General features: G+C 68.1%; 18 protein-coding genes. 12 read left to right on the plus strand and 6 right to left on the minus strand.

From position 1 onward, the window contains the following. Positions 1-34 precede the first annotated feature (34 nt). The 9 genes from EV649_RS20830 (at position 35) to EV649_RS20870 (ending at position 11,872) form a co-directional block, all read left to right on the plus strand. Complete coding sequence (locus EV649_RS20830; protein ID WP_130385229.1) at positions 35-688, plus strand: DNA/RNA non-specific endonuclease; 654 nt, start codon at positions 35-37, stop codon at positions 686-688. Further along, a complete protein-coding gene (locus EV649_RS20835; RefSeq protein ID WP_130385230.1) occupies positions 685-1,077 on the plus strand; it encodes an immunity protein YezG family protein in 393 nt (130 codons plus the stop codon). The genes EV649_RS20830 and EV649_RS20835 overlap by 4 nt, the downstream gene beginning before the upstream one ends. 119 nt (positions 1,078-1,196) lie before the next feature. Further along, entirely contained in the window at positions 1,197-3,224 is a 2,028-nt protein-coding gene (locus EV649_RS20840) for an AAA family ATPase (RefSeq protein ID WP_130385231.1), read from the plus strand. Between the two features lie 54 nt (positions 3,225-3,278). Further along, the gene (locus EV649_RS20845) at positions 3,279-4,547 is read left to right on the plus strand and encodes a hypothetical protein (RefSeq protein WP_241998487.1); all 1,269 of its coding nucleotides are present in this window, start codon (positions 3,279-3,281) and stop codon (positions 4,545-4,547) included. Positions 4,548-4,584: 37 nt separating this feature from the next. Then, positions 4,585-5,970 carry a glucose-6-phosphate dehydrogenase gene (locus EV649_RS20850; protein ID WP_198682609.1) on the plus strand — a complete coding sequence of 462 codons (1,386 nt, stop codon included), beginning with the start codon at positions 4,585-4,587 and terminating at the stop codon, positions 5,968-5,970. A gap of 90 nt (positions 5,971-6,060) precedes the next feature. Then, the gene (locus EV649_RS20855) at positions 6,061-7,665 is read left to right on the plus strand and encodes a carboxylesterase family protein (protein ID WP_157996270.1); all 1,605 of its coding nucleotides are present in this window, start codon (positions 6,061-6,063) and stop codon (positions 7,663-7,665) included. A gap of 61 nt (positions 7,666-7,726) precedes the next feature. Then, positions 7,727-10,189, plus strand: coding sequence for a X2-like carbohydrate binding domain-containing protein (locus EV649_RS20860; protein WP_130385234.1), 2,463 nt, complete (start codon positions 7,727-7,729; stop codon positions 10,187-10,189). A 169-nt stretch (positions 10,190-10,358) separates the two neighbouring features. Further along, positions 10,359-11,276: a GTP-binding protein LepA gene (locus tag EV649_RS20865; protein WP_130385235.1), complete on the plus strand. Its 918-nt coding sequence runs from the start codon at positions 10,359-10,361 to the stop codon at positions 11,274-11,276. Further along, the gene (locus tag EV649_RS20870) at positions 11,273-11,872 is read left to right on the plus strand and encodes a TetR/AcrR family transcriptional regulator (RefSeq protein ID WP_130385236.1); all 600 of its coding nucleotides are present in this window, start codon (positions 11,273-11,275) and stop codon (positions 11,870-11,872) included. The genes EV649_RS20865 and EV649_RS20870 overlap by 4 nt, the downstream gene beginning before the upstream one ends. Before the next feature lie 17 nt (positions 11,873-11,889). On the opposite strand, the gene EV649_RS20875 is transcribed toward EV649_RS20870, so the two are convergent. Then, positions 11,890-12,690 carry an NPP1 family protein gene (locus tag EV649_RS20875; RefSeq protein WP_130385237.1) on the minus strand — a complete coding sequence of 267 codons (801 nt, stop codon included), beginning with the start codon at positions 12,688-12,690 and terminating at the stop codon, positions 11,890-11,892. Positions 12,691-12,911: 221 nt separating this feature from the next. Between EV649_RS20875 and EV649_RS20880 the strand changes: the two genes are divergently transcribed. Further along, positions 12,912-13,193, plus strand: coding sequence for a hypothetical protein (locus tag EV649_RS20880; protein WP_130385238.1), 282 nt, complete (start codon positions 12,912-12,914; stop codon positions 13,191-13,193). Positions 13,194-13,203: 10 nt separating this feature from the next. Here the strand turns inward: EV649_RS20880 and EV649_RS20885 are convergent, their stop codons facing one another. Beyond that, positions 13,204-14,706: an FAD-dependent oxidoreductase gene (locus EV649_RS20885; RefSeq protein WP_130385239.1), complete on the minus strand. Its 1,503-nt coding sequence runs from the start codon at positions 14,704-14,706 to the stop codon at positions 13,204-13,206. Between the two features lie 54 nt (positions 14,707-14,760). On the opposite strand from EV649_RS20885, the gene EV649_RS20890 reads away from it, so the two are divergent. Beyond that, a complete protein-coding gene (locus EV649_RS20890; RefSeq protein ID WP_130385240.1) occupies positions 14,761-16,437 on the plus strand; it encodes an alpha-amylase family protein in 1,677 nt (558 codons plus the stop codon). Here the strand turns inward: EV649_RS20890 and EV649_RS20895 are convergent. Then, positions 16,425-17,627, minus strand: coding sequence for an MFS transporter (locus EV649_RS20895; protein WP_130385241.1), 1,203 nt, complete (start codon positions 17,625-17,627; stop codon positions 16,425-16,427). The two genes, EV649_RS20890 and EV649_RS20895, sit on opposite strands and share 13 nt — an antisense overlap. Before the next feature lie 122 nt (positions 17,628-17,749). Here EV649_RS20895 and EV649_RS20900 point away from each other — a divergent pair, with 122 nt between their 5' ends. After that, complete coding sequence (locus EV649_RS20900; protein ID WP_130385242.1) at positions 17,750-18,319, plus strand: putative glycolipid-binding domain-containing protein; 570 nt, start codon at positions 17,750-17,752, stop codon at positions 18,317-18,319. A 7-nt stretch (positions 18,320-18,326) separates the two neighbouring features. Here the strand turns inward: EV649_RS20900 and crcB are convergent, their stop codons facing one another. From crcB to EV649_RS20915, 3 genes are all read right to left on the minus strand, one after another. Further along, positions 18,327-18,698: a fluoride efflux transporter CrcB gene (gene crcB / locus EV649_RS20905; RefSeq protein ID WP_130385243.1), complete on the minus strand. Its 372-nt coding sequence runs from the start codon at positions 18,696-18,698 to the stop codon at positions 18,327-18,329. Continuing rightward, the gene (locus tag EV649_RS20910; protein WP_206751587.1) at positions 18,695-19,177 is read right to left on the minus strand and encodes a CrcB family protein; all 483 of its coding nucleotides are present in this window, start codon (positions 19,175-19,177) and stop codon (positions 18,695-18,697) included. The genes crcB and EV649_RS20910 overlap by 4 nt, the downstream gene beginning before the upstream one ends. 81 nt (positions 19,178-19,258) lie before the next feature. Further along, positions 19,259-21,601 carry a GH92 family glycosyl hydrolase gene (locus EV649_RS20915; protein WP_130385244.1) on the minus strand — a complete coding sequence of 781 codons (2,343 nt, stop codon included), beginning with the start codon at positions 21,599-21,601 and terminating at the stop codon, positions 19,259-19,261. Positions 21,602-21,702: the final 101 nt, after the last annotated feature.

Genomic DNA, 21,702 nt, shown 5'->3' on the forward strand with positions numbered 1-21,702 from the left:
CCACAAGTTAAGAACCAGCGTGTAGAACTACGACATGCCAGAACGACCGCGGGCGTCGGTCCGGATCGAGCAACCCGCCGATCCGGCCGACGTCCGCGCGGTCGGTTACGGCCCGGACGAGGTACCGGTGGTGCCGGAGAAGTACGCCGGACTGCCGGTGCACAAGGAGCAGTCCGGGCGGGTCGGCCACTGGAACGCCGACCTGATGGACCCCGAGCCGTCGGCCGTGTACGTCGTCGACGATCGGTACTTGTACGCAACCGACAAGGCGGGGCGGGTGGCCCACGCCGAAGGGTGGCTGGGCTGGCTGCCGACCGACGAGAACGACGACCGCCGCAACGTGTCCGCGCAACGGGAGGCCGGCGAGCCCGATCGGCAACGCACCGACGACGGCGGTCACCTTTTCGCGACGGTGTTCGACGGCCCGGGCGAGGCGATCAACCTCACCGCGCAGTCGCAGGAACAGAACCGGGCGCACGCCGGAAGCAAGAACTGGCGGGCGATGGAGCAGACCTGGCAGGCGATGCGCGCGTCCGGCATCCAGGTGCATGCCGCCATCGACGTCCGGCACGAGAACCGTAGGACGGATCGCCCGTCGTCCCGCGGCGTCGTGGACCGGCACAACGGCGAGCACTCCCCGCGGCGTATCTTCAGAGAGACCAAGCCGGCGTCCCGGGAGCGTGGATGAGCGAGATCGGTGTGATCGACACGATCGCCCGCGCCCTGGTCGCGGACCTGCCGGCGGGGTGGCGTGAGGTCAGCGCGGTCTACCGGGCCACCACGTCGTACGCCGAACTGGACGCGGACGTGGTGCTGCCGTCGGGGGAGACCCAGTTGGAGACGCTGCCCGAAGGTCTCGAGGATCATTTCGAGGAGTTGCGGCGGGAGATGTACCAGCCTGGCAAGGGGACCTGGCTGACGGCGAAGGTCACGGTGACGTCGACCGGGCACTTCGCGACGGACTTCGACTACGACCACGAACCGGCGTGGTCGATCCCTGTCGACGCAACGATCTACCCGGCCGATCTGGCCGCCTTTCCGCGGGACGCCGAGCACACGCCCGACTGGCTGAAATAAATCGGTGGCTGCCCACCCTGCCGGCTGGTAACGTCGCCGGTCTGTCTTTTCGGGATCGAATCGAACCGGATGGATCTGCTCCGGGGCGGGACCCAGCTCACGATTCGAGGCTCTCACCGATGGTCGAACCTGAATTAGCGTCCGAACGCGCCTTTCTCGCCACCGCCCGCACCGCACTCACCAAGATGTACGCCGAGGTCGTGGACCGTGACGTCCAGATCATCGGCGGCGAGGACAACGACGAACGCTTCACCAACGAGGCCAACCAGCGGGCCAAGGAGATGCGGACCCACGCGCTCCTCGACCTGCCCGACGTACCACTGTTCTTCGGCCGGCTCGACTACGAGCACGGCACGATCGAGGACATCGACCAGATCTACATCGGCCGCCGGCATGTCCACGACGGGTCCGGCGTACCGCTGGTGATCGACTGGCGCGCGCCGGTGTCGGTGCCGTTCTACCGCGCGACCCCGAGCGACCGGCGACGGGTGCTGATGCGCCGGCGGTACGGGTTCTCCGACCATGCGGACCTGACAGGGTTCGAGGACGAACCGCTGACCGGTGCGGTTGTGTCGGACCAGGCGGACAAGTTCCTGCGGTCCGAGATCGAACGGCCGCGCACCGGTCCGATGCGCGACATCGTGGCCACGATCCAGCCCGAGCAGGACGACCTGGTCCGCGCGCCGCTGCACCCGAGCGTCTGCGTGCAGGGCGCACCCGGCACCGGCAAAACCGCGGTCGGTCTGCACCGCGTTGCGTACCTGCTCTACACCGAACGCGAACGCCTCGGTCGTGGCGGTGTCGTGATCGTCGGACCGAACCGGTCGTTCCTCTCGTACATCCGCAAGGTCTTGCCCGCGCTGGGCGAGGTCGACGTACGACAGATCACGATCGACGAGCTGCTCACCCGGCCCACCGCGGCCACCGACGCGACGGAGGCCGAGCGGCTGAAGGGCGACGCCAGGATGGCCGACGTACTGCGTCGCGCGTTGTGGTCGTACGTCGGTACGCCGACCGAGGGAGTCATTTACAGCAAGGGATCCCGGCGCTACCGGGTCCACGAGTACGAGGTCGTCGACATCGTGTCGAACCTGCGCGAATCGACCCGGTACGCGCCCGGGCGGAACGCGCTCGCGCAGCGGATCGCGCACGTCGTCCTGGTCCGGATGGAGGAGCGCGCCGAGTCGCCGGACGACCGCGTGCAGAACGCGGTCGCACGCTCGAAGCCGGTGAAGGACGTCCTCGACTCGGTTTGGCCGCGCGTCTTCCCCGAGCAGGTCCTGCACCGGCTCCTGTCGGACGCGGACTTCCTGGCCGCCGCGGCCCCCGGCCTGACGGACGAGGAGCGTACGGCGTTGCTGTGGCCGAAGCCGCCGCGCGGGTGGAAGTCGGCGAAGTGGTCGTTCGCGGACACCGTCCTGCTCGACGAACTCGAGGACCTGATCGAGCGGCGTACCGGCTCGCTCGGGCATCTCGTCCTGGACGAGGCGCAGGACCTGTCGGCGATGCAGCTCCGGGCGCTCGGCCGGCGTTGCCGCACGGGGTCGGCCACGGTGCTCGGTGATCTCGCGCAGGCGACGACGCCGTGGGCCGCCGGATCCTGGGACCGCGTGCTCGGTCATCTCGACAAGGGCGACGGCGTCACGGTCGAGCTCGACCGTGGGTTCCGGGTACCGGAGCAGATCATCAGCTTCGCGGCGAAGCTGCTGCCCGAGATCGCGCCGACGCTCGGCACACCGACCGGCGTACGGACGGTCGCGGACGCCCTGAGCATCGTGTCGGCCGACGCGTCCACGTTCGCCGACCAGGTGGTCGCCGAATGTCGGGCGGCGCTCGCGGGCGAAGGTTCGGTGGCGCTGATCGCGGCGGACGATCAGGTCGTGGCCCTGCGGGACGCGATCGCGGCGGCCGGACTCGAAGTGGCCCTGATCGGCGAGACCGAGGACGAGATCGACACCGTGCGCCTGGTGTGCGTGCCTGCCACGCTGGCCAAGGGCCTGGAGTTCGACGCGGTCGTGGTCGCCGAGCCCGCCCACATCGTCGCCGCCGAGCCCCGCGGGTTGCACCGCCTGTACGTCGTCCTCACCCGAGCGGTCAGCCGGCTCCAGATCGTCCATGCCGAACCGCTGCCGAGTGCCCTGGCCTGATCCTGTTCCGGCGTTATCGTCCGGTGTGCAGGCAGCCGGGTCGGGGAGGCATACGTGAGCGGTTTGATCGTCTTGATGGTGATCGCGCTGCTGCTGGTCGTGGCTGCGATCGTGTGGGGGATCGTCGCGCTCGTGCGCCGGCAGCAGTACATCGGGTCGATCCGGCAGCGTGGCTGGAGCTTCGTCAACAGCCCGACGTTCGACACGGTGGCCCGGCTGAGCAATCCGCCGTTCGGGGTCGGGTTCGTGCGCAAACCCGACGACCAGATCACCGGACTGACCGCGAACGGCCGACCCTTCCAGGTGATCGAGTACAAGTCGGCGTACTGGTCGGGCTGGGTCGGCATGGTGACGTTGTCGCGACGGCTGCCCGAGCTGTGGATCACGGGCGGCGAGACCGCACCCCGGTACGGCGTTCTCGCGCACGGCGTCGTCGCTCCGGCGCAGCTCGGGCCGGGGTGGCAGGTCGGCGCGATGGATCCGGCGTTCGCGCACGAGGTGATGACCTCCACGCTGTGCGTGCAGCTGAACGCGCTGGCGGCAGCGCAACCCGGCGTGAACCTCGGCGTCGACGGCGACCAGATCGTCGTATTGAATCCACCCCGCAAGGAGCTCGATCAGCTCGGTCCGTGGCTGGAGCAGCTCGGCGCGATCGCGGCGGCGATCGACGCGACGCCGCTCGACCACTGGATCCAGCCGGAGCCGGAGCCGCGGCTGCGGTTCTACCACCACCCGGACTGGTACTGGATCGGCGTCGACGACAACCTGCTGCACTACACGCCGGTCCACAGCGGCGGTTACGGTCACCGCACCGACGAGGTGATCCGCGGGCGGGACGGTGACGGGCCGCCGTTCGTCGCGTTCAAGCACCACTGGAAGACCTCGCGCACCGAGAGCTACACCGACAGCAACGGCAATTCGCAGACCCGAACCGTGGTCGAGAACCACTCCGAGCCGATCCTCGGCTTCCAGTTGCCGGTCCGCATGCCCCAGCTCAGCGTCGGGCCGAAGGGTTTCCGCAATGGCATCAGCTTCGAGAGCGCGGCGTTCAACGATCGGTTCGCGGTCATCTCGGCGGACACCAAGTTCGCGTACGACGTGATTCATCCGCGCCAGATGGAGTACCTGATGGCGACGCCGGGCGCACCGTTCCGGATCGTGGAGGACTGGGTCTGGTTCACGCCGGGGGAGCACAGCCAGCCCGCGATCGCGGGCTGCTCGGCGTACCTGCGCGGTTTCCTGGGCTGGGTCCCGCGTTTCGTCTGGCGCAATCTCGGCCTGCCGGACACGCCGTACCCAACCTTCGAGACAACCGCCGGGTAGGGGAATGCGGTTGCCGCTCACGTGGTTGAGTTTGACCGTGTTGATTCAACGAACCGTCGTCATCTTCGGCGCCAGCGGCGACCTGAGTTCCCGGTTGCTGTTGCCCGGCCTGGGCAGTCTGCTCGCCGGCACACGCGCCACCGCTGTGCGGATCATCGGCACCGGCCGGTCCGCGCTCGCGGCGGACGAATGGACGGACCGCGTCCGGACTGCCTTCGAGTCCCAGGGCGAGATCGGACCGGTCGCGGCGGAGACCCTGGCAACCACGCAGTACGTCGCCGGTAACCCGACGGACCCCGCGCACCTGCGCGCGCTCCTCGAGCTCGCCGGGCCGGCGCCGGTGCTGTACTTCTCGCTGCCGCCTGCCGTGACGAACGCGATCGTGGAGACGTTCCAGCGGGTCGAGCTCCCGGAGGGCACCGAGCTGGCGTTCGAGAAGCCGTTCGGCACCGACTCCGCGTCCGCGGCTGCGCTGAACAAGCTCGTCGGCACGCTCGTCCCCGAAGAGAACGTGCACCGCGTCGACCACTTCCTCGGCCGCACCGCGGTCCTGAACCTGATCGGTCTGCGGTTCGCCAACCGGCTGTTCGAGCCGGTCTGGAACGCCGAACACATCGAGAGCGTCGAGATCGTGTACGACGAGACGCTCGGCCTGGAGGGTCGCGCGCAGTACTACGACAACGCGGGCGCGCTGGTGGACATGATCCAGAGCCACCTATTGCTCGTCCTCGCCCTGCTCGCCATGGACGCCCCGGCCACGATGGACGCGGTCGAGGTTCGCAGCGAAATGGCTCGTGCGCTGCGCAGTACGCACCTGTACCGCGGCTCCGCGACCGAGGCGAGCCGGCGGGCCCGGTACACCGCGGGCATTGCGGACGGTCGTGTGGTTCCGTCGTACGCCGGTGAAGCGGGTGTGGACCCGGATCGGGAGACCGAGACGCTGGCCGAGGTGACAGTCGAGGTCGGCACGAACCGCTGGGCCGGTGTCCCGTTCACGCTGCGATCGGGCAAGGCGCTCGGCGCCGCGCGCAAGGAGATCGTGATCAAGTTCAAGCCGCTGCGGCACCTGCCGTCCGGCCTCCACGGTGGGCGCGACGGCGAGACCCTGCGGATCGGTCTGAACCCGGGGGAGCTGTCGCTGTCCGTTCCGGCGCTCGGTGTCGACGGCCCGTACACGATGGGTCAGGTCTTCCTGGACGCGACGCTGCCGTCGTCGTCGGTGCTCCCGTACGGCGAGGTGCTGAACGGCATCCTGCGCGGCGACCCGCTGCTCTCGGTGCGCGGTGACGTCGCCGAGCGCTGCTGGGAGATCCTCGAGCCGGTGATCGACGCCTGGCACACCGACGAGGTGCCGCTGGAGGAGTACGAAGCCGGTTCCGACGGGCCCGCCGAGTGGCAGACCCCCAGGGAGTCCGCCGCCTGAAACCAGGGACTCTCCCTGGGGCGACGGGTGGTCGCGCGCTGAAGAGTGGTTGCGGTAACCAACCACTCTTCCAGACGAGGTGCCCGAATCGTGAGAATCATCCGTCCCCGGCGACCGCGAGTCCTCCTCCTCGCCGCCGCCATCCTGGCAATCGGTTCAGGCGGCCTACCCGTCGCCGACGCGACCACCGCCGCTCCTGTTGTTGCGACGGGCAACGGTGTCGTCCGCGGCCTGACTGTTGACGGCACGTCTTCGTTCCGCGGGCTGCCGTTTGCTGCGGCGCCGACCGGGAATCTCCGGTGGCGGCCCCCGCAGCCCGCGACGAGCTGGCAGGGTGTGCGCGACGCAACGTCGTACGGACCAGGCTGTCCGCAGGCACCGAGCGTGGTGACGCCCGCCCAACTGTCCGAGGACTGCCTCTACCTCAACGTCTCGACCCCGGCCCCGCATTCGCTCACCAAGCGCCCGGTGCTCGTCTGGATCCACGGCGGCGGCCTGGTCGGAGACACCGGCTCGAACTACGACGGCACGAAGCTAACCAAGGCCGGCGCGGTAGTCGTGACCATCAACTACCGACTCGGCGCCTTGGGCTTCCTCGCCCACCCGGCGCTGGCGTCGCGGCCCGGGGGACCGGCCGGCAACTACGGGCTGATGGATCAGCAGGCCGCGCTCCGCTGGGTGCAGCGCAACATCGGCCAGTTCGGCGGCGACCCGCACAACGTCACGATCGCCGGTGAGTCGGCCGGCGGCGTGTCCGTGCTCGCACACGTCACGTCCCGCAGCTCGAAGGGCTTGTTCCAGCGGGCGATCGTGGAGAGCGGCGCATTCGCCCTGGAGCAGGAACCGCTCGCCAAGGCTGAGACGTTCGGCAAGGAGTTCGCCACGAAGGTCGGCTGCCCCGACCAATCGGCGGACTGCCTGCGAAAGGTTCCGGTGCAGACGCTGGTCGACAACATCTCGACGGCGACCGCCCTCATCCCGGGCGTAGTCGACGGAGCGGTGCTGAAGGAGTCGATCGGTACGGCGCTCGCTGCTGGCCGCTTCAACGACGTGACGATCCTCAACGGCAGCAACCACGACGAAGAGGCACTCTTCACGCTCGGCGGCCGAGTCGTCAGCCGTGGGTACAACGTCCCTTACACCAGCCCGGTCACCGCAGCGAACTACGAGAGCAACATCGCCACCGCGCTGCGGGTCACGCCCGCCCAGGCCGCCGCGATCGCCAAGGAGTACCCGCTGTCGGCGTACGCCACCCCGGACAAGGCGTTCGGCACGCTGGTCGGCGACGCGACGTTCGCGTGCGGTGCGGCCCAGGTGAACACGTGGACCGCACGGCGAGTTCCGACGTACGGCTATGAGTTCAACGACGACACCGCGCCGTTCCTCTTCGCCCCGGCAGGCCTGCTCTCGGTGGCCACACACGGCTCGGAGATGTGGTACCTGTTCGACCTCCCGAACGCTCCCTTCCCGGTGCCGCTGAACGCGGAACAGACCGCCCTGGCCGACTCCATGCGCGCCGCCTGGGTCAACTTCGCGAAGACCGGCAACCCCTCGACGCCCTCGACGTACTGGCCGACCTCAGGGCACACCGGCCGGGTGCTGTCCCTGGTGCCACCGGCGCCGCAGCTCTCGACGGACTTCGCGGCGCGTCATCACTGTGCCACTTTCGCACAGAATCTTGACAAGGTTAAGTAATAGACCCAATATCCTATCCGATTCGGTTTTCTCCTGAGTTCTCTGGGAAGAGGTCACCGCCATGACCAGATCCGTTCGGAGCAGGGTGTTGCGGGCCGCGCTTGCGGGGCTCGTAGTCGCCGGGCTGCTGCCGGCAGGTTTGAGTACGTCGACAGCAGCACCAGCATCCACCACTACCAGCGTGACGACTGCCGCCGAGCTGTCCGGGCCGGCGGGGGACAAGGCTGCGCGGCCCTACATGGGCTGGAGCAGCTACAGCATGCAGGTCTACAACCCGAACGGCGGCAGCTGGATCACGGCGGATCAGCTGATCGCCCAGTCCGACGCGATGCACGCGAAGCTGCAGCCGTACGGGTACGAGTACATCAACATCGACGCCGGCTGGAACGACGGTATCGACGAGTACGGCCGGCCGACGCCGAGCAAGAAGCTCTACCCGAACGGCCTGCAGGCGGTCATCGACCACATCCACGCCAACGGCCAGAAGGTCGGGCTCTACACGATTCCGGGTATCAGCCAGGCCGTCATCGACGCGAAGCTGCCGATCTACGGCGCCCCGGGATGCACGACCGGCGACCTGCCGGTGCTGCCGCTGCAGAAGGGCGACTACTGGGGTATCGGCTACCGCATCGACTTCTCGAAGCCGTGCGCGCAGAAGTACATCGACTCGATCGCGGACCTGTTCGGCTCGTGGGGCCTGGACTTCCTCAAGTTCGACAGCGTCACCCCGGGCTCGGGGATCAGCGACCTGTCGGTGGACGCCCGCGACGACGTGAAGGCCTGGTCGCAGGCCCTGAAGCGGCACAACATCTGGTTCGAGCTGTCCTGGGCGCTGGACATCAACTACGCCGACACCTGGAAGCAGTACGCCAACGGCTGGCGGATCGAGTGGGACGTCGAGTGCTACTGCACGGGTACGGCGTTGACCGCCTGGCCGAACATCAACCGGCTGTTCCCGAAGCTCGCCGAATGGTGGCGGCACGCGGGACCGGGCGGCTGGAACGACCTCGACTCGCTCGACGTCGGCAACGGCCAGATGGACGGTATGACCAAGGACGAACGTCGTACGGCGGCAACGCTCTGGGCGGTGTCCGCGGCGCCGATGTACGTCGGCAACGACATGACCAGGCTGGACTCGTACGGCCTCGAACTGCTGACGAACCGCGAGGTGATCGCGGTCAACCAGGCCGGCCGTCCGGCGCACCCGCTGTCCATGAAGACGAATCGGCAGACGTGGTTCGCGCTGAACCCGGACAGCTCGTACACCGTTGCTCTGTTCAACCTGGGTCAGACCGACTCCGACATGACCGTGAACTTCGCCGACCTCGGCCTGAGCGGCGCCGGCAAGGTACGCGACTTGTGGGCTCACAAGGACCTCGGCACGTTCGCGTCCAGCTTCACCGCCAACGACGTCCCGATCCACGGCGTACGGCTGCTGAAGGTCACGCCGCAGAAGGGCGCCGCGATCAGCGTGAACGACGACGACCTCCGGATCGCGTACGACGGCGCGTGGCAGCGCAACAGCAACTACGAAGTACCCGCTGTTTCGCAGGCGCTGACCGTCGGCGTCACGGACTCGTCCGCCAAGTCCTTGGCGGCGGCCGACCTCCCGACGCGGACTGTGGAGGTCAACAACAACAGCCCGGAGATCGTCTACTCCGGCAACTGGAACTACAGCTCTGGTCGTGGTCTCGGCGACTACCAGGACGACGTGCAATGGACGGAAGGGAACGGCGACTCGTTCTCGTACAGCTTCGTCGGCACCGGCGTCGACTACGTGACCGAGACCGACCCGGGTCAGGGTGACGTCGACATCTACATCGACGGCGAGTTCAAGCAGACCGTGAGCACGTACCTGGATCCGGCGCAGGGACATAACAAACCGCAGCAGGTCGTCTACAGCGTCTCGGACCTGCCGAACGGCAGTCACACGATTCGCGGTGTGAAGAAGTCCGGCCAGTTCATGCTGCTCGACAAGCTGAATGTCCGGCAGGAGAGCCTGCTGAACCCGGACACCGCGGCGTTCGACAAGAACGCGCCGGCCGATGTCAGCGTGCAGCTCGGACGCGACCCGGGCGAGCTGGACGGGATCGCGAAGGCCGGCCAGGACGGTGCAGAACTCGTGAAGGGCACGGACTACACGGTCGACGGAAACGTGGTGACGATCAGCAAGGCGTACCTGGCGAACCTGCCGGTCGGGAACACGGCGCTCGACGTCCGGTTCCGCGGCGACTACCGCGACGACATCCATGCCACCAAGGCCGACGGCGCGTCGGTCAGCCTCACCTTCACCGGGACCGGCGTCGACTGGAGTACGGCGCTCGCACCCGATCAGGGCGACGCGGACGTGTACGTCGACGGCAAGCTGGTACGCCGGGTGAACCTGCACAACGACACCCGGGTGACGAACCGGACGGTGTTCTCCGCGACCGGGCTGAAGAGCGCCCAACACGTCGTACGCATTGTCAAGGTGAACGGCGACGTACTCCGCAACGACACGATCCGCTACACGATCGCGAAGTAGACACAGCGACGGCGGGTGGTGGCCCTCAGGGACCGCCACCCGTTCTGTTGCGGGGGTCACAAGCTCTGACTGACTGATCAGTCAGTTACTTTGTTAGGCTTGCCTCTTGGGGGGATCGAGCGCGCATCCCTGTCGGATGAATGAGGTGCCGCCTATGTGGTTGAGCGATATGACCGTTTCGCGCCGGCGCGGCCGCCGGCGGGAAGACTCCCGGCTTGCCGACCATGTCGATCGGCTGGGCGAGGAGCACCCGCCGATCCCGCTCGGCAGCGTCGACTACTCGATGAAGAAACCCAGCCTGCTGGCCGAGCGGTTCGGTCCGGTGCTGGCCTACATGACCCGCGTCGAGCTCGAGGTCGAGCGCAACGTGCTCGAACTGAACATCCTGCTGCCCGATCCGCCCGAGGTCGACCGGCACTTCTATGCGGACGTGTGGATGCCGCAGGAGACGCGCCATGGGCAGATCCTCGACAAGCTGCAGAATCTGCTCGGCGTGGAGCCGCACGAACCGAACCTGGCGGACGTCTCGTTCAGCCTCAAGTTCCTCGGCGCGCTCGGCCGGGTGCCCGGCGTCCAGGACATCAGCCGGATGCTCTACTACCTGACCGGGCTGGCGACCGAGCGTTCCGCGGTCCTTGCCTACAACAAGCTTCACGCCGGGCTGGTCGAGCTCGGCGAGCGGGCCGTCGCGGCCACGGTGGTCGCGCCGATCCGCCGCCAGGAGCCGGGGCACTTCGCGTACTACCAGATGGCCGCGCAGCAGCTGTGGGACCAGCTGTCGGGGTGGCAGAAGACGCTGACGCGCGGGTTGCGGAAGCGTACGTTCGAAGTGGTCGGTGCCTACAACAAACGTCAGGTGACCGAGTTCGGGGACGTGATGGAGGCGCTGAACATCAGTGAGGGCGGCGAGGCGGAACTGCGCGAGTACGCACGGCAGGTCGGGCGGGCCGAGTACGAGCTGATGTGGGCGCAGCGGCAGGGTATGCGGGTGCCCGACTATGTCTTCAAGTCCCTCAAGCGAGCCGCCGTGCTCGCAGCAGAACGGAAAGGTGAAGTCTGGCCCGCCGCCCAACCGGCAGGCACATGACCGCTCCCGCGCACACGCGCCATGCCACGCGACCGTCCAAACGGCAGCTCATCATCGAGACCGCCGAGCGGCTGTTCGCCGAGCACGGGTACGACGCCACGTCGACGGCCCGGATCGCGACCGAGGCCGGCGTACCGTCGGGGCTGGTGTTCTACCACTTCGCGACCAAGTTGGACCTGCTGCTCGCGGTGGTGCAGGAGCGCCCGGCTCCCAGTGAGGTACTGCGATCGACGGCACGCGGCCGGACCGTACGGCTGCGATTGCGGGCGATCGTGGCGACGATGGCCGAGGAACTGGAGCACGATCGCGCGGCCCGGATCATCGTGTTCCGGGAGGCGCAAGGTCGGCCCGAAATCGCGTCGCGTGCAGCTGAGTTGTTCGCCGAGGCGACCGAGACTGTGGCTTGCGTGCTGGCCGGCGCCGAGGACGTGGTGGCGGATGCGGCCCGGGTGCAGGCGGCTGCGGAGCTTGTGGTCAGCCGGGTGTTCCTCGACACGGTCGCGCTCGGGCAGGCCGAGACGGCGACCAATCGGCATGCCGCGATGATCGACCTGATCGCGGAGTCGCTGACGGACGGCGTGCGCGCCCACGAGTGAGCGCGCACGCCGGTCGGTCAAGCCCAGGGATCGAAGGGGATACCGGACGGCTTGGACGCGTTCAGCAGGTTGCGGAACCGGTCGTCCTTGTCGGTGATCTTGATCGTCGCGGACCCGAAGTCCGCGGTCATGAGGGTGTCTCGCAACGACGTACTGGGGTAGCCGTTCCAGCCGACCAGCGGCGGGTACCGCCAGTTGTGGTAGTGGTTCTCCGGCGGCTCGTCGTTGCTGTTGGCGAGCCGGAAGAAGTGCGTGCTCGCGCCGTCCTTGTGGTAGACGACCTTCGGGTGCGAACCGTCGAACCGGACCTGTGAACGGGTGTAGGTGACCTGGCTGGAGTGCTGCGTCGTGGTCACGTAGTCGACCTGGTTGGTCGACTGGTTCACCCAGGAGACGACGTGCTCCCAGTCGTGCCGGTGGCCGCCGAGGCTGCTGCCTGGCAACGCCTGGTCCTTCTCGAAGTAGCTGGCGTACACGATCGCGCACCAGCCGTTGTTGCACTTCTCGCGGGAGTAGGTCTGGGAGTTGTCCAGGTCGGACTGGTCGCGGCAGTTGCCGTTCACGTCGCCGGTCGGGTTGAGGCCCGGATTCAGAGTGCCGTCGGCTCCGATCGCGGGCGTCGCGTAGCAGCCGTCGGTGTCGTAGTCGTACGCCGGTGAGAACGACTGCTCGTACCCGTCGGCGTTCTGCGGCAGGCTCGGCGGCGGAGCGGCGTACGCCATCGCGGCCGAGGTGAGCATCAGGGCGGCGGTTCCGAGGACGACACCGAGCGTCCGGCGGAAGGATCGTGGTCGAGGAGGCGGGGCGGAATCCTGCATCGATCGCTCCTTGTCTTACTTGCACGCGGAAAGGAACGATCCGAGGATGCCAGGGCAGGACCACTTCCGCCTATACCTCACGTGACTACTGGTCGACGGTCCGTGAACGGCGGAAATCGATACGTGCCAGGCTCGATGAAGGTGGTGCAGAGTGGGAACCTGACGCCCGCCGCCGTGGGGAGACCGTGAGGAACGACCGGCGGGTGCCATGGGAGGAACACGTGTCTGTTGAGGATCAGACGAGTTTCGGTCAGCCGCCGCCGGCGCTGCCCGACGGCTCGATGCCGACGTACGACGGTCACCCGTTGCCAGGAACCGGCGACGGTGGGCCACCGTCGCCACCGTTCGGTTGGGGGCCGGATCTCGACCGGTTCGATCAGCTCGACGGCGCCGACCACCACGGATCACCGCACGCGGAGAGCCCTCTGCTGATCGTTGCCTTGATCATCCTTTCCGGCGTTGCCGTGTCCGTCCTGATCGCGGCCCTCGCCGTGCGCGTGTGAAGCCCTGGCTTCAGTCCTCCGGCTTTGCGAGGGGTTTGGTCGCCGGGCCGTCCAGGACGGCGCCGTTCGGCGCGAAGCGGGAGCCGTGGCAGTTGCAGTCCCAGGTGGAGTCGCCCTGGTTCCAGCGCAGCGGGCAGCCGAGGTGGGTGCAGACCGGTACGACGGTGTGCAGCCGGCCCTCGAAATCGGTGTACGCCCCGACCGTCTTGCCGTCGACGTCGTACAGGCCGCCTTCACCGACCTCCACATGGTCGAGCCCGGGACCGAGCAGCCGGCGGAGATGGCCGGCGGCGAACTCCTTGCCCACCTTCAGGTTGTCCTGCACGAGCTTCGCCACCGACCGCGCGTCGCCGATCCGGCCGGCGTCGAACAGCTCGCTCCACCGGTTGTCCCGGCCGAGCACGGCGTCGCGAAGGATGCCTGCGGCAACGGTTCCGTTGCTGAGTCCCCACTTGTGCATGCCGGTCGCGATCAGGGTCGGTGAGCCCGGCGCCTTGCCGACGTACGGCAGCTGGTCCGGGGTGCTGTAGTCCTCGGCCGCCCAGCGGTACTCCGGCTGCACCTTCGTGCCCCACACCTCGCCGACCCAGTCGACAAGGCTCTGGTACGACGTGTTGGTGTCCTCCTCCCCACCGGTCTCGTGGTTCGCGCCGACCACGACCAGGCCCCTCGGCCCACCGCCTGGCCAGGGCCGGGTGGACCGGGTCGGTCCGTCGGCGGAGATCGTCATCGCCTGGGGCGCCTCGATAGGTAGCTGAACCGCGATGCCGTGGGATTGGTTCGGGCGGCTCCGCGCGAAGTACCCACCGAGCGTGCCGAACGGCAACAGCGTCGCAACCACGGCATGGCGAGCCACGACGCGGTGGCCGGCCGCTGTCCGTGCCTCGACACCATCGCCCTTGGCGTCCAGGTCGGTCACGCGTGACTGCTCGAAGATGCGTCCACCGGCTGCAGAGAATGCGATCGCCAGACCGGCGAGGTAGCGGGCCGGGTGCAGGAGCACCTGGTCGTCGAAGCGCACAGCGGCGGCTGCGGTGATCGGCAACCCCATCTCCGCCGGGTCGGCCATATGCGCGGGAAGACCGAGTTCGCGCGCCACCTCGGCCTCGCGGGCCAGGTCGGTGTCACCGGTCGAGTAGACGAAGGACGGTCCGCGGCTGAGCTCACAGTCGATGCCGAGCCGACGTACCAGCTCCTCGACTCCATCGACCGCTTCCTGGTTCGCCGTGGCGTACTGCTGCGTCTTGTCGTGGCCGTGCCGGTCCAGCAGTCCGGCATAGATCGCACCGTGCTGAGACGTGACCTTGCCGGTGGTGTTGCCGCTGGTTCGCGTACCGATGCGGCCGCCCTCGAGCAGGACGACGCCGAGGCCCTCCTGCTGCAGGTAGATCGCGGTCGTGAGGCCGATCAGGCCGCCGCCGACAACCAGCACGTCCGTCTCCTGATCGGTATCGAGCACCTCGTACCGCGGCAGGTTCGCGGTGCCCAGCCATACCGAGTTCTGAATCGTCATGACCCCGCCGGTTCCCGGGCGTGTACTCCGCCAACCCCGGGGTACCGGCTGGGCATGCGCCTGACTGAAACAGCCGACGTGTGGTGGAAGAACGCGGTCATCTACTGCCTCGATGTCGAGACGTTCTTCGATACCGACGGCGATGGGCGGGGAGATCTGCGTGGGGTGTGCCAAAGGATCGACCACCTGGCCGAGCTGGGGGTGACGTGCCTGTGGCTGATGCCGTTCTACCCGACCCCGGACCGCGACGACGGTTACGACATCACCGACTTCTACGGCGTCGACCAACGACTCGGCACGCACGGCGACCTGGTCGAGCTGATCACGCTGGCCCGGGACCGCGGCATCCGGGTGATGGCCGATCTGGTGGTCAACCACACCTCGGACAAGCACCCGTGGTTCCAGAGCGCGCGGGCGTCGCGCGAATCGCCGTACCGGGGCTGGTACGTCTGGCGCGACGAGCCGCCGCCGGATGCGGACAAGGGCATCGTCTTCCCTGGACAGGAGACGAGCCTGTGGCAGTACGACGAGGAGGCGGGGCAGTACTACCTGCACCGGTTCCGCAAGTTCCAGCCGGATCTCGACATCGCGAATCGTGAGGTCCGCGAGGAGATCGAGCGCGTGGTCGGCTTCTGGTCCGAACTGGGGCTGTCCGGGTTCCGGGTGGACGCGGTGCCGTTCCTGATCGACACGGCCGGTAGCCAGGATGCGGCCGAACTGCCGGATCCGCACGACTATCTGCGGGACCTGCGGGCGTCCCTGCAGCGGCGGCACGGACAGTCGATCCTGCTCGGCGAGGTCAATCTGCCCTATCCCGACGTACGGCGCTTCTTCGGTGACGAGGACGGCGACGAGCTGACGATGTGTTTCGACTTCATCGGAATGCAACGGCTCTACCTGTCGCTGGCCCGCAACGACCCGGCCGAGCTGGTCAAGGCGTTGCGGGACCGGCCGGAACCGCCTGAAGAGGCGCAGTGGGGAACGTTCGTCCGCAATCACGACGAGCTGACGCTGGACAAGCTGTCCGAGGACGAGCGGCAGGAAGTGTTCGACGCCTTCGGGCCGGAGAAGAGTATGCAGATCTACGGCCGTGGACTGCGCCGGCGATTGCCGCCGATGCTGGGCAACGACCAGGCCCGGCTCCGGATGGTCTACAGCTTGCTGTTCTCGCTGCCGGGTACTCCGGTGCTGTTCTACGGCGAGGAGATCGGCATGGGGGAGAACCTCGCCGCCGAGGACCGGCACGCTGTCCGGACACCGATGCAGTGGACGGCTGATCCGTCCGGTGGCTTCTCCACGGCCGATCCGTCCCGGCTGCCCGCCCCGATGGTCGAGGGCGAGCTGGGCCCGGAGAACGTGAACGTGGCGGCGCAGCGGCGTGACCCCGAGTCCCTGTTCAACTGGATGAAGCTGCTCGTCCTGCGGTACCGCGAGTGCCCCGAGTTGTCCTGGGGGTCGTGCACGATCCTCGAGACCGGAGTGCGGTCGGTGTTCGCGCACCGCTCGGACTACGAGGACGGCACAGTCGTCGCCGTTCACAACTTCGCGCCGGAGGCTGTCCGAGTCAGCGTGGCCGTCGCAGGGAGCGCCATCGGTCTGCGTGCGATCGACCTGCTGGAGAACAACGGTACGACGGACGTTCGCGACGACGGTGTGCTGTCGCTCGACCTCGCGCCGTGCGGCTGCCGCTGGCTCCGGATCGTGCACCCGGGGGACCGCTACCTCGTGTGAGTGCTCTCGCGGGTGCTGAGGATCGTGAAGCCGACGATCGCGACAGCGGTCAGGCACGCCGGGATGAAGAAGACGTGCGGCAGGCCGATGGCTGCGACGCCGATGCCGCCGATGGTTCCGCCGATCGCGGAGCCGAGCGGGATCGCGCCCAGGAAGATCCCGGACGCGGTCCCGACTCCTTCGGGGTAGAGCCGCTGGGCGATCGAGACACCGAGGGCGCCGACGCACGCCCACAACCCGGCGGTCAGGGCCTGGCCGACGAACAGGCCGACGACCGAGGTGCTGAGCGCGTACGCGAGGTTGCCGGCCAGCCCCAGTACGGCGCCCGCCGTCATCGCCCGGATCGCGCCGAACCGGTCGGCGAGCCGCGCGACCACCGGGAGCAGCAGCAGTTCGAGGAGCGGCTGGATGCCGATCACGGCGCCACGCATCGCGTCGGACACGTGGAGTTGCTCGGCCATGTAGATCGGGAGATAGCCGAACTTGATCGTGTCGCCGGTCATCGCGAGTACGCAGACCGCGGTGAAGATCAGCAACGGCATCATCTGGTCGATCCGCCGGCGCTCGTCGGGCGTCTCGGCGGGCGGAGCGTCGTACCGCTCGACCCGTTGCCGGCCGAGCGGAATCATCTGGGCGAAGACGCAGACGGCTGTTGCCACCAGCAACGCACGGAGCCCGAAGACGCCGCCGAACCAGCTGCCGAACACCGGACCGAGGATCCAGCCGGTGGTGAATGCCATCCGGACGGTCGCGACGACCCGGTTCTCGGCCCGGGTCGGATGCCGGCTGAGCTCGTCACGGCAGGCCGCGAACAGCTGCGCCATCGAGCCGCCGGCCACGCTCAACGCCAGCGCGCTGATCACGAACGGCATCCAGACCGCGGTCGACCCCGCCATCGCGAGCCAGCCCGCCGCGCCGATCACCGAGCAGATCCGGAACCACAGGAGCCGGTCCTGGCTTCGGTCCGACCATCGCCCGACCAGGAACCCGGCGAGCGGCGCGGCCAGGTTCGTGACGTAGTACAGACCGGCGACGGGGAGTGGCGTGTGCAGCTCCCGCACCAGGAAGAGCGTCAGTTGCGGGGTCGCTGCCGACAGCCCGATTCCGGCCACCAGCAACGACAGGAACGCCGAACGGTAGAACCGTGACCGGAGAACAATCCCCAGCGCGGACTCGGACCGGTCCAGCATTCACCCCTCCACGGAAACGCCTACCTGCCAACGATAGGCGCACCTGCCCCATCCGACCGCCACGTGACGCATCGCGGACGGCTCCAGAATGCTCGACCCGGTGGCTTGGTTAGGGTCGGGACATGGAACTGCGTGCGCTGCCTGCCGCTGCGTCGTGGACGCATAGCGGGGCTCGAGTCGGATTCGAGGTGCTGTTCGCCGGTGCCGGCCGGTTGAGGGGTCGTACGTCGGCCCGCGAAGGCGACTCGACCTGGCATGTCGGGTACGACATCACCGTCGGCGCGGACTGGGCGACCGAGTCCGTGCACGCGGTGAACTCGACGAGCTCCGGTGATCTCGAGGTTGCGTTGACACGTTTCCCGGATGGTCGCTGGACCGTGAACGGTGAAGCTCGGCCGGATCTCGACGGCTGCCGGGACGTGGACTTCGAGTCCTCGGCGGTCACGAACACGCTCCCGGTGCACCGGCTCCCGTTCGTTCCCGGTACCGCGGTCGACGTGCCGGCTGCCTTCGTACAGGCCGATGATCTGACCGTGGTGCGACTCGAGCAGCGCTACACGCTCACGAGCTCCGACGAGCGCGGGCACGTGTTCCACTACGAGTCCGCGACGTTCGACTTCGAGTGTGAGCTGACGTTCGACGCTTCCGGTCTGGTGCTGGACTATCCGGGGATCGCGACCCGCGATCGCTGACGGGCTGTCAGCTCCAGATCGCCTGACTCACGGCCGCTCCGAGGAACGCGCTGCCGAGGCCGGCCACGATGCTCGCGGTGACGTTCGCGACCGCGAGGAAACGCGCCCGGTCCTCGTACAGGCGGATCGTCTCGTACGAGAACGTCGAGTACGTCGTGAGAGCCCCGCAGAACCCGGTGCCGACGAGGAGTTGGACGCCGTGCGGGAGAGCGGAGGACGCGCCGACCAGGAAACCCAGGATCAGCGATCCCACGACGTTCACGCTGAACGTGCCCCACGGAAACACTGAGTCATGTCGGGCCTGAACGGCGCGGTCGGCGATGTAACGCAGCGGCGCTCCGACCAGGCCGCCGGCGATCACGAGCAACAGCCGGGTCATCGCGTTCTCCAGGTGATCAGCGCGCGCGTCGCGCTCACCGTGGCCCGGACCGCGAGCAACGCGCCGACGACGGTCGTGGCGAGGTAGAGCAACGCGATCCCGGCGTTCCGTCCAATGACGAGCTGCTGGATGTCGACGGCGTACGTCGAGAACGTGGTGAACCCACCGAGTACACCGGTGCCGAGAAACGGGCGGAGGAGCCGTTGCCGGGTGAAAACGTCGGTCACCAGCACCATCAGGATCCCGATCAGGCCGCAGCCGACCACGTTGATGACCAGCGTGCTCATCGGAAAACCGCCGGGCGGTGTCGGCCAGCCGAGCCCGACCAGGTACCTCGCGGCGGCGCCGATCGCGCCGCCGGCGGCGATGGCGCCGAGGATCACCGGGTCGTGTGCACGCTGCGCCCGGCCGTCGATCCGCAGGTCGACGTCAGAGTCGACCGGTCCCCTGGGCAAGGGTTCGACGGGGTGGTGCTCCACAGACAGGCCTCCTATGGATCCGGCGAGCCCCACCGCCGGTCAAACTCCGAACAGCATAACTGTCGCCGTCCGGCGGCCCTCTCAGTGGTCCACGGGCGGCGTTCCCCACGCCGAGGGCGCGGCGCCGAGCTGAACGGTGATCCGGCCGCCGCGCGTCACGAACGACTCGGGCAGCCAGGACTCGCTCCGCGCCCCGCCGTTCAGCGACAGGCCTTGGACGTACTGGTTCGTGTCCGACGTTTCCGGTGCCTCGACAGTCAGGCGTACTCCGTTGCTCCGGCGTAGCTCGACCTTGGGAAACAGCGGGCTACCGACCAGCAACTCGGCCCGGCCCTGTGTCTGCGGGAAGAGCCCGATCGCCGCGAACACGTACCACGCGGAGAGCGTCCCGAGATCATCGTTTCCCGGAAGCCCCGACGGACCGGTGCCGTAGACGGTGTCGACGATCTCCCGCGTGGTCGCCTGCGTCTTCCACGGCGCACCGAGACCGTTGTAGAGCCACGGCGTGTGCAGACCCGGCTCGTTCGTCGGGTCGTACCGCACCGGGCTGCCGCCCTTCACCGCCCAGTTCCCTCCTGCATCGTGGAAGAACGCGTCGAGCCGCTGCACCGCGGTCGTCGGTCCGCCCATCAAGGTGGCGAGCCCGGACACATCCTGCGGCACCATCCAGGTGTAAGTCGACGTCGTACCCTGCGCGAATCCGACATCGGTCGACGAGCTGAACCCGTCCCGCCAGGTGCCGTCTGCATTCCGCGCCCGCTGGTACCCGACTGTCGGGTCGAAGGTGTTCTTCCACCAGTTGCCGCGGTCCTTCAGATCCGCCACGTCCGCGCCGAGCCGGGCGCCCCACTGAGCGAGCGAGAAATCCGCGAGAGCGTTCTCCAGCGTTTCCGCGGCACCGCCCCAGCAGTGGCACGCGTCCTGCGGCGCATAGTGCTTGGCGAGGTACGTGTTGAGCGCCGGCCGCTGTCCGGTGCATTGCCCTGGGCAGCCACCGTCGTTCTCCGCGTCCGCGTTCTGTACTCGTGCCTGGTGAACGAGCGAGTCGAAGGCGCCGCGGACGTCGAAGTTCGTGGCTCCCATGGCGACGAACGTGGCCAGCGTCGGCGCGGCCGGGTCGCCGGTCATCACGTGCGTGGCGCCGTTGTTGTGCAGCCAGCGGTCCCAGATTCCCTTGTTCTGCTGGGCGAACTGGTACATGGACTGCGCGTAGTCACCCGCGACGTCAGGCTTGAGGAGGGCGAGCAACTGGATGTGAGCCCGGTACTGGTCCCAGCCGGAGAACGTCCCGTACTGAGCTCTCTGGCCGCGCGCGAGGCGGTGGATCTTGAAGTCGGATCCGAGGTAGCGGCCGTCGACGTCGTTGAAGATGTTCGGCTGCAGGAGCGCGTGGTAGAGCGCGGTGTAGAACGTGGTCCGTTGCGCATCGGTCCCGCCGGTGATGCGGATCGCGTTCAGCTCGCGTCGCCAGTCGTCGTACCCGTCGGCGGCTACCTTGTCGGTGGTGGCGTCGGGCCTCATCTCGGCGCGCAGGTTCTGCTCGGCGCCGGCCAGGCTGACGTAGGAGATCCCGAGCCGCATCCGTACCTCGGAGCCCGGCGCGAACGTGACGTACCCGCCGGAGCCGCGCCCGGCTCGGTCCGCTCCGGTGGCGTAGCCCTCGCCGCCAGTCGTGCGCGTGCTGCCCGCGGCCAGAGTGCTGTCCTTCCAGGTGCCGTTGGCAACGATCGGCTGGTCGAAGGATGCCGTGAAGTACAGCCGGTAATACGTCTTGCGGTTGTTCACGCCGCCGTTCGCGCGGCGCCCGCAGAACGCGCCGGTCAGCACCGACCCGGTGACCTTGCGGTGGTTCGGGTCGATGGTGATCTCGGCGTCCTCGCTGCCGTTCAGCGAGTTCGACGTACGGAACAGCAGGTTCGCGGCCTGATCGGCCGGGAAGGTGAACTCACCGACGCCCGCGCGGGTGGTCACCGCGAGGTCGGTCTTCACACCGGAGTCGAGTGTCACGGTGTAACGGCCGGGGAGCGCTCGCTCGTTCTCGTGCCGGAAGTTCGTCGCGTACTTCGCGTCGGTCGTGTCGGCGGTCGGCGAGGAGTCGACCGCACCGGCGTACGGCATGATCGGGATGTCGCCCGCTGCGCCCGGGTTGCAGCCGGCGCCGCTGAGGTGGGTGAGGCTGAAGCCGCGTACGCGCGTGACGTCGTACTGGTACCCGTTCGCGGCGCCCGTGCTGGTCTGGTCGCCGCGGGTGCTGGTCGGGCTCCACGAGATCATCCCGAACGGCCGCACCGCCCCCGGCCAGGTCGTCCCGTCCCGCGCCGATCCGATCAACGGGTCGACGTACCCCGCCGGATCGAACGATGCCTGCGCCGGTACGGCGGGAACGAGCAGAGCAACCGCAACACCAACAGCGACCAAGCGCATGCGACAACCTTCCGCGGGCGGGAACGGACAGCCCTACGGTAAAGGAACTCGGTGGCCGCCGGCTGAACAGCCGACAACGTGCAAGGGACGCCGTCCCGCGT

It is taken from the genome of Kribbella sp. VKM Ac-2569, from assembly GCF_004216905.1.
GTDB lineage: Bacteria > Actinomycetota > Actinomycetes > Propionibacteriales > Kribbellaceae > Kribbella.

Bases quoted from the DNA above. Each gene is read 5' to 3' on its own strand.
- EV649_RS20830 (WP_130385229.1), top strand. From the start codon at position 35: ATGCCAGAACGACCGCGGGCGTCGGTCCGGATCGAGCAACCCGCCGAT.
- EV649_RS20835 (WP_130385230.1), top strand. From the start codon at position 685: ATGAGCGAGATCGGTGTGATCGACACGATCGCCCGCGCCCTGGTCGCG.
- EV649_RS20840 (WP_130385231.1), top strand. From the start codon at position 1,197: ATGGTCGAACCTGAATTAGCGTCCGAACGCGCCTTTCTCGCCACCGCC.
- EV649_RS20860 (WP_130385234.1), top strand. From the start codon at position 7,727: ATGACCAGATCCGTTCGGAGCAGGGTGTTGCGGGCCGCGCTTGCGGGG.
- EV649_RS20865 (WP_130385235.1), top strand. From the start codon at position 10,359: ATGACCGTTTCGCGCCGGCGCGGCCGCCGGCGGGAAGACTCCCGGCTT.
- EV649_RS20870 (WP_130385236.1), top strand. From the start codon at position 11,273: ATGACCGCTCCCGCGCACACGCGCCATGCCACGCGACCGTCCAAACGG.
- EV649_RS20875 (WP_130385237.1), bottom strand. From the start codon at position 12,690: ATGCAGGATTCCGCCCCGCCTCCTCGACCACGATCCTTCCGCCGGACG.
- EV649_RS20885 (WP_130385239.1), bottom strand. From the start codon at position 14,706: ATGACGATTCAGAACTCGGTATGGCTGGGCACCGCGAACCTGCCGCGG.
- EV649_RS20890 (WP_130385240.1), top strand. From the start codon at position 14,761: ATGCGCCTGACTGAAACAGCCGACGTGTGGTGGAAGAACGCGGTCATC.
- EV649_RS20895 (WP_130385241.1), bottom strand. From the start codon at position 17,627: ATGCTGGACCGGTCCGAGTCCGCGCTGGGGATTGTTCTCCGGTCACGG.
- EV649_RS20900 (WP_130385242.1), top strand. From the start codon at position 17,750: ATGGAACTGCGTGCGCTGCCTGCCGCTGCGTCGTGGACGCATAGCGGG.
- crcB (WP_130385243.1), bottom strand. From the start codon at position 18,698: ATGACCCGGCTGTTGCTCGTGATCGCCGGCGGCCTGGTCGGAGCGCCG.
- EV649_RS20915 (WP_130385244.1), bottom strand. From the start codon at position 21,601: ATGCGCTTGGTCGCTGTTGGTGTTGCGGTTGCTCTGCTCGTTCCCGCC.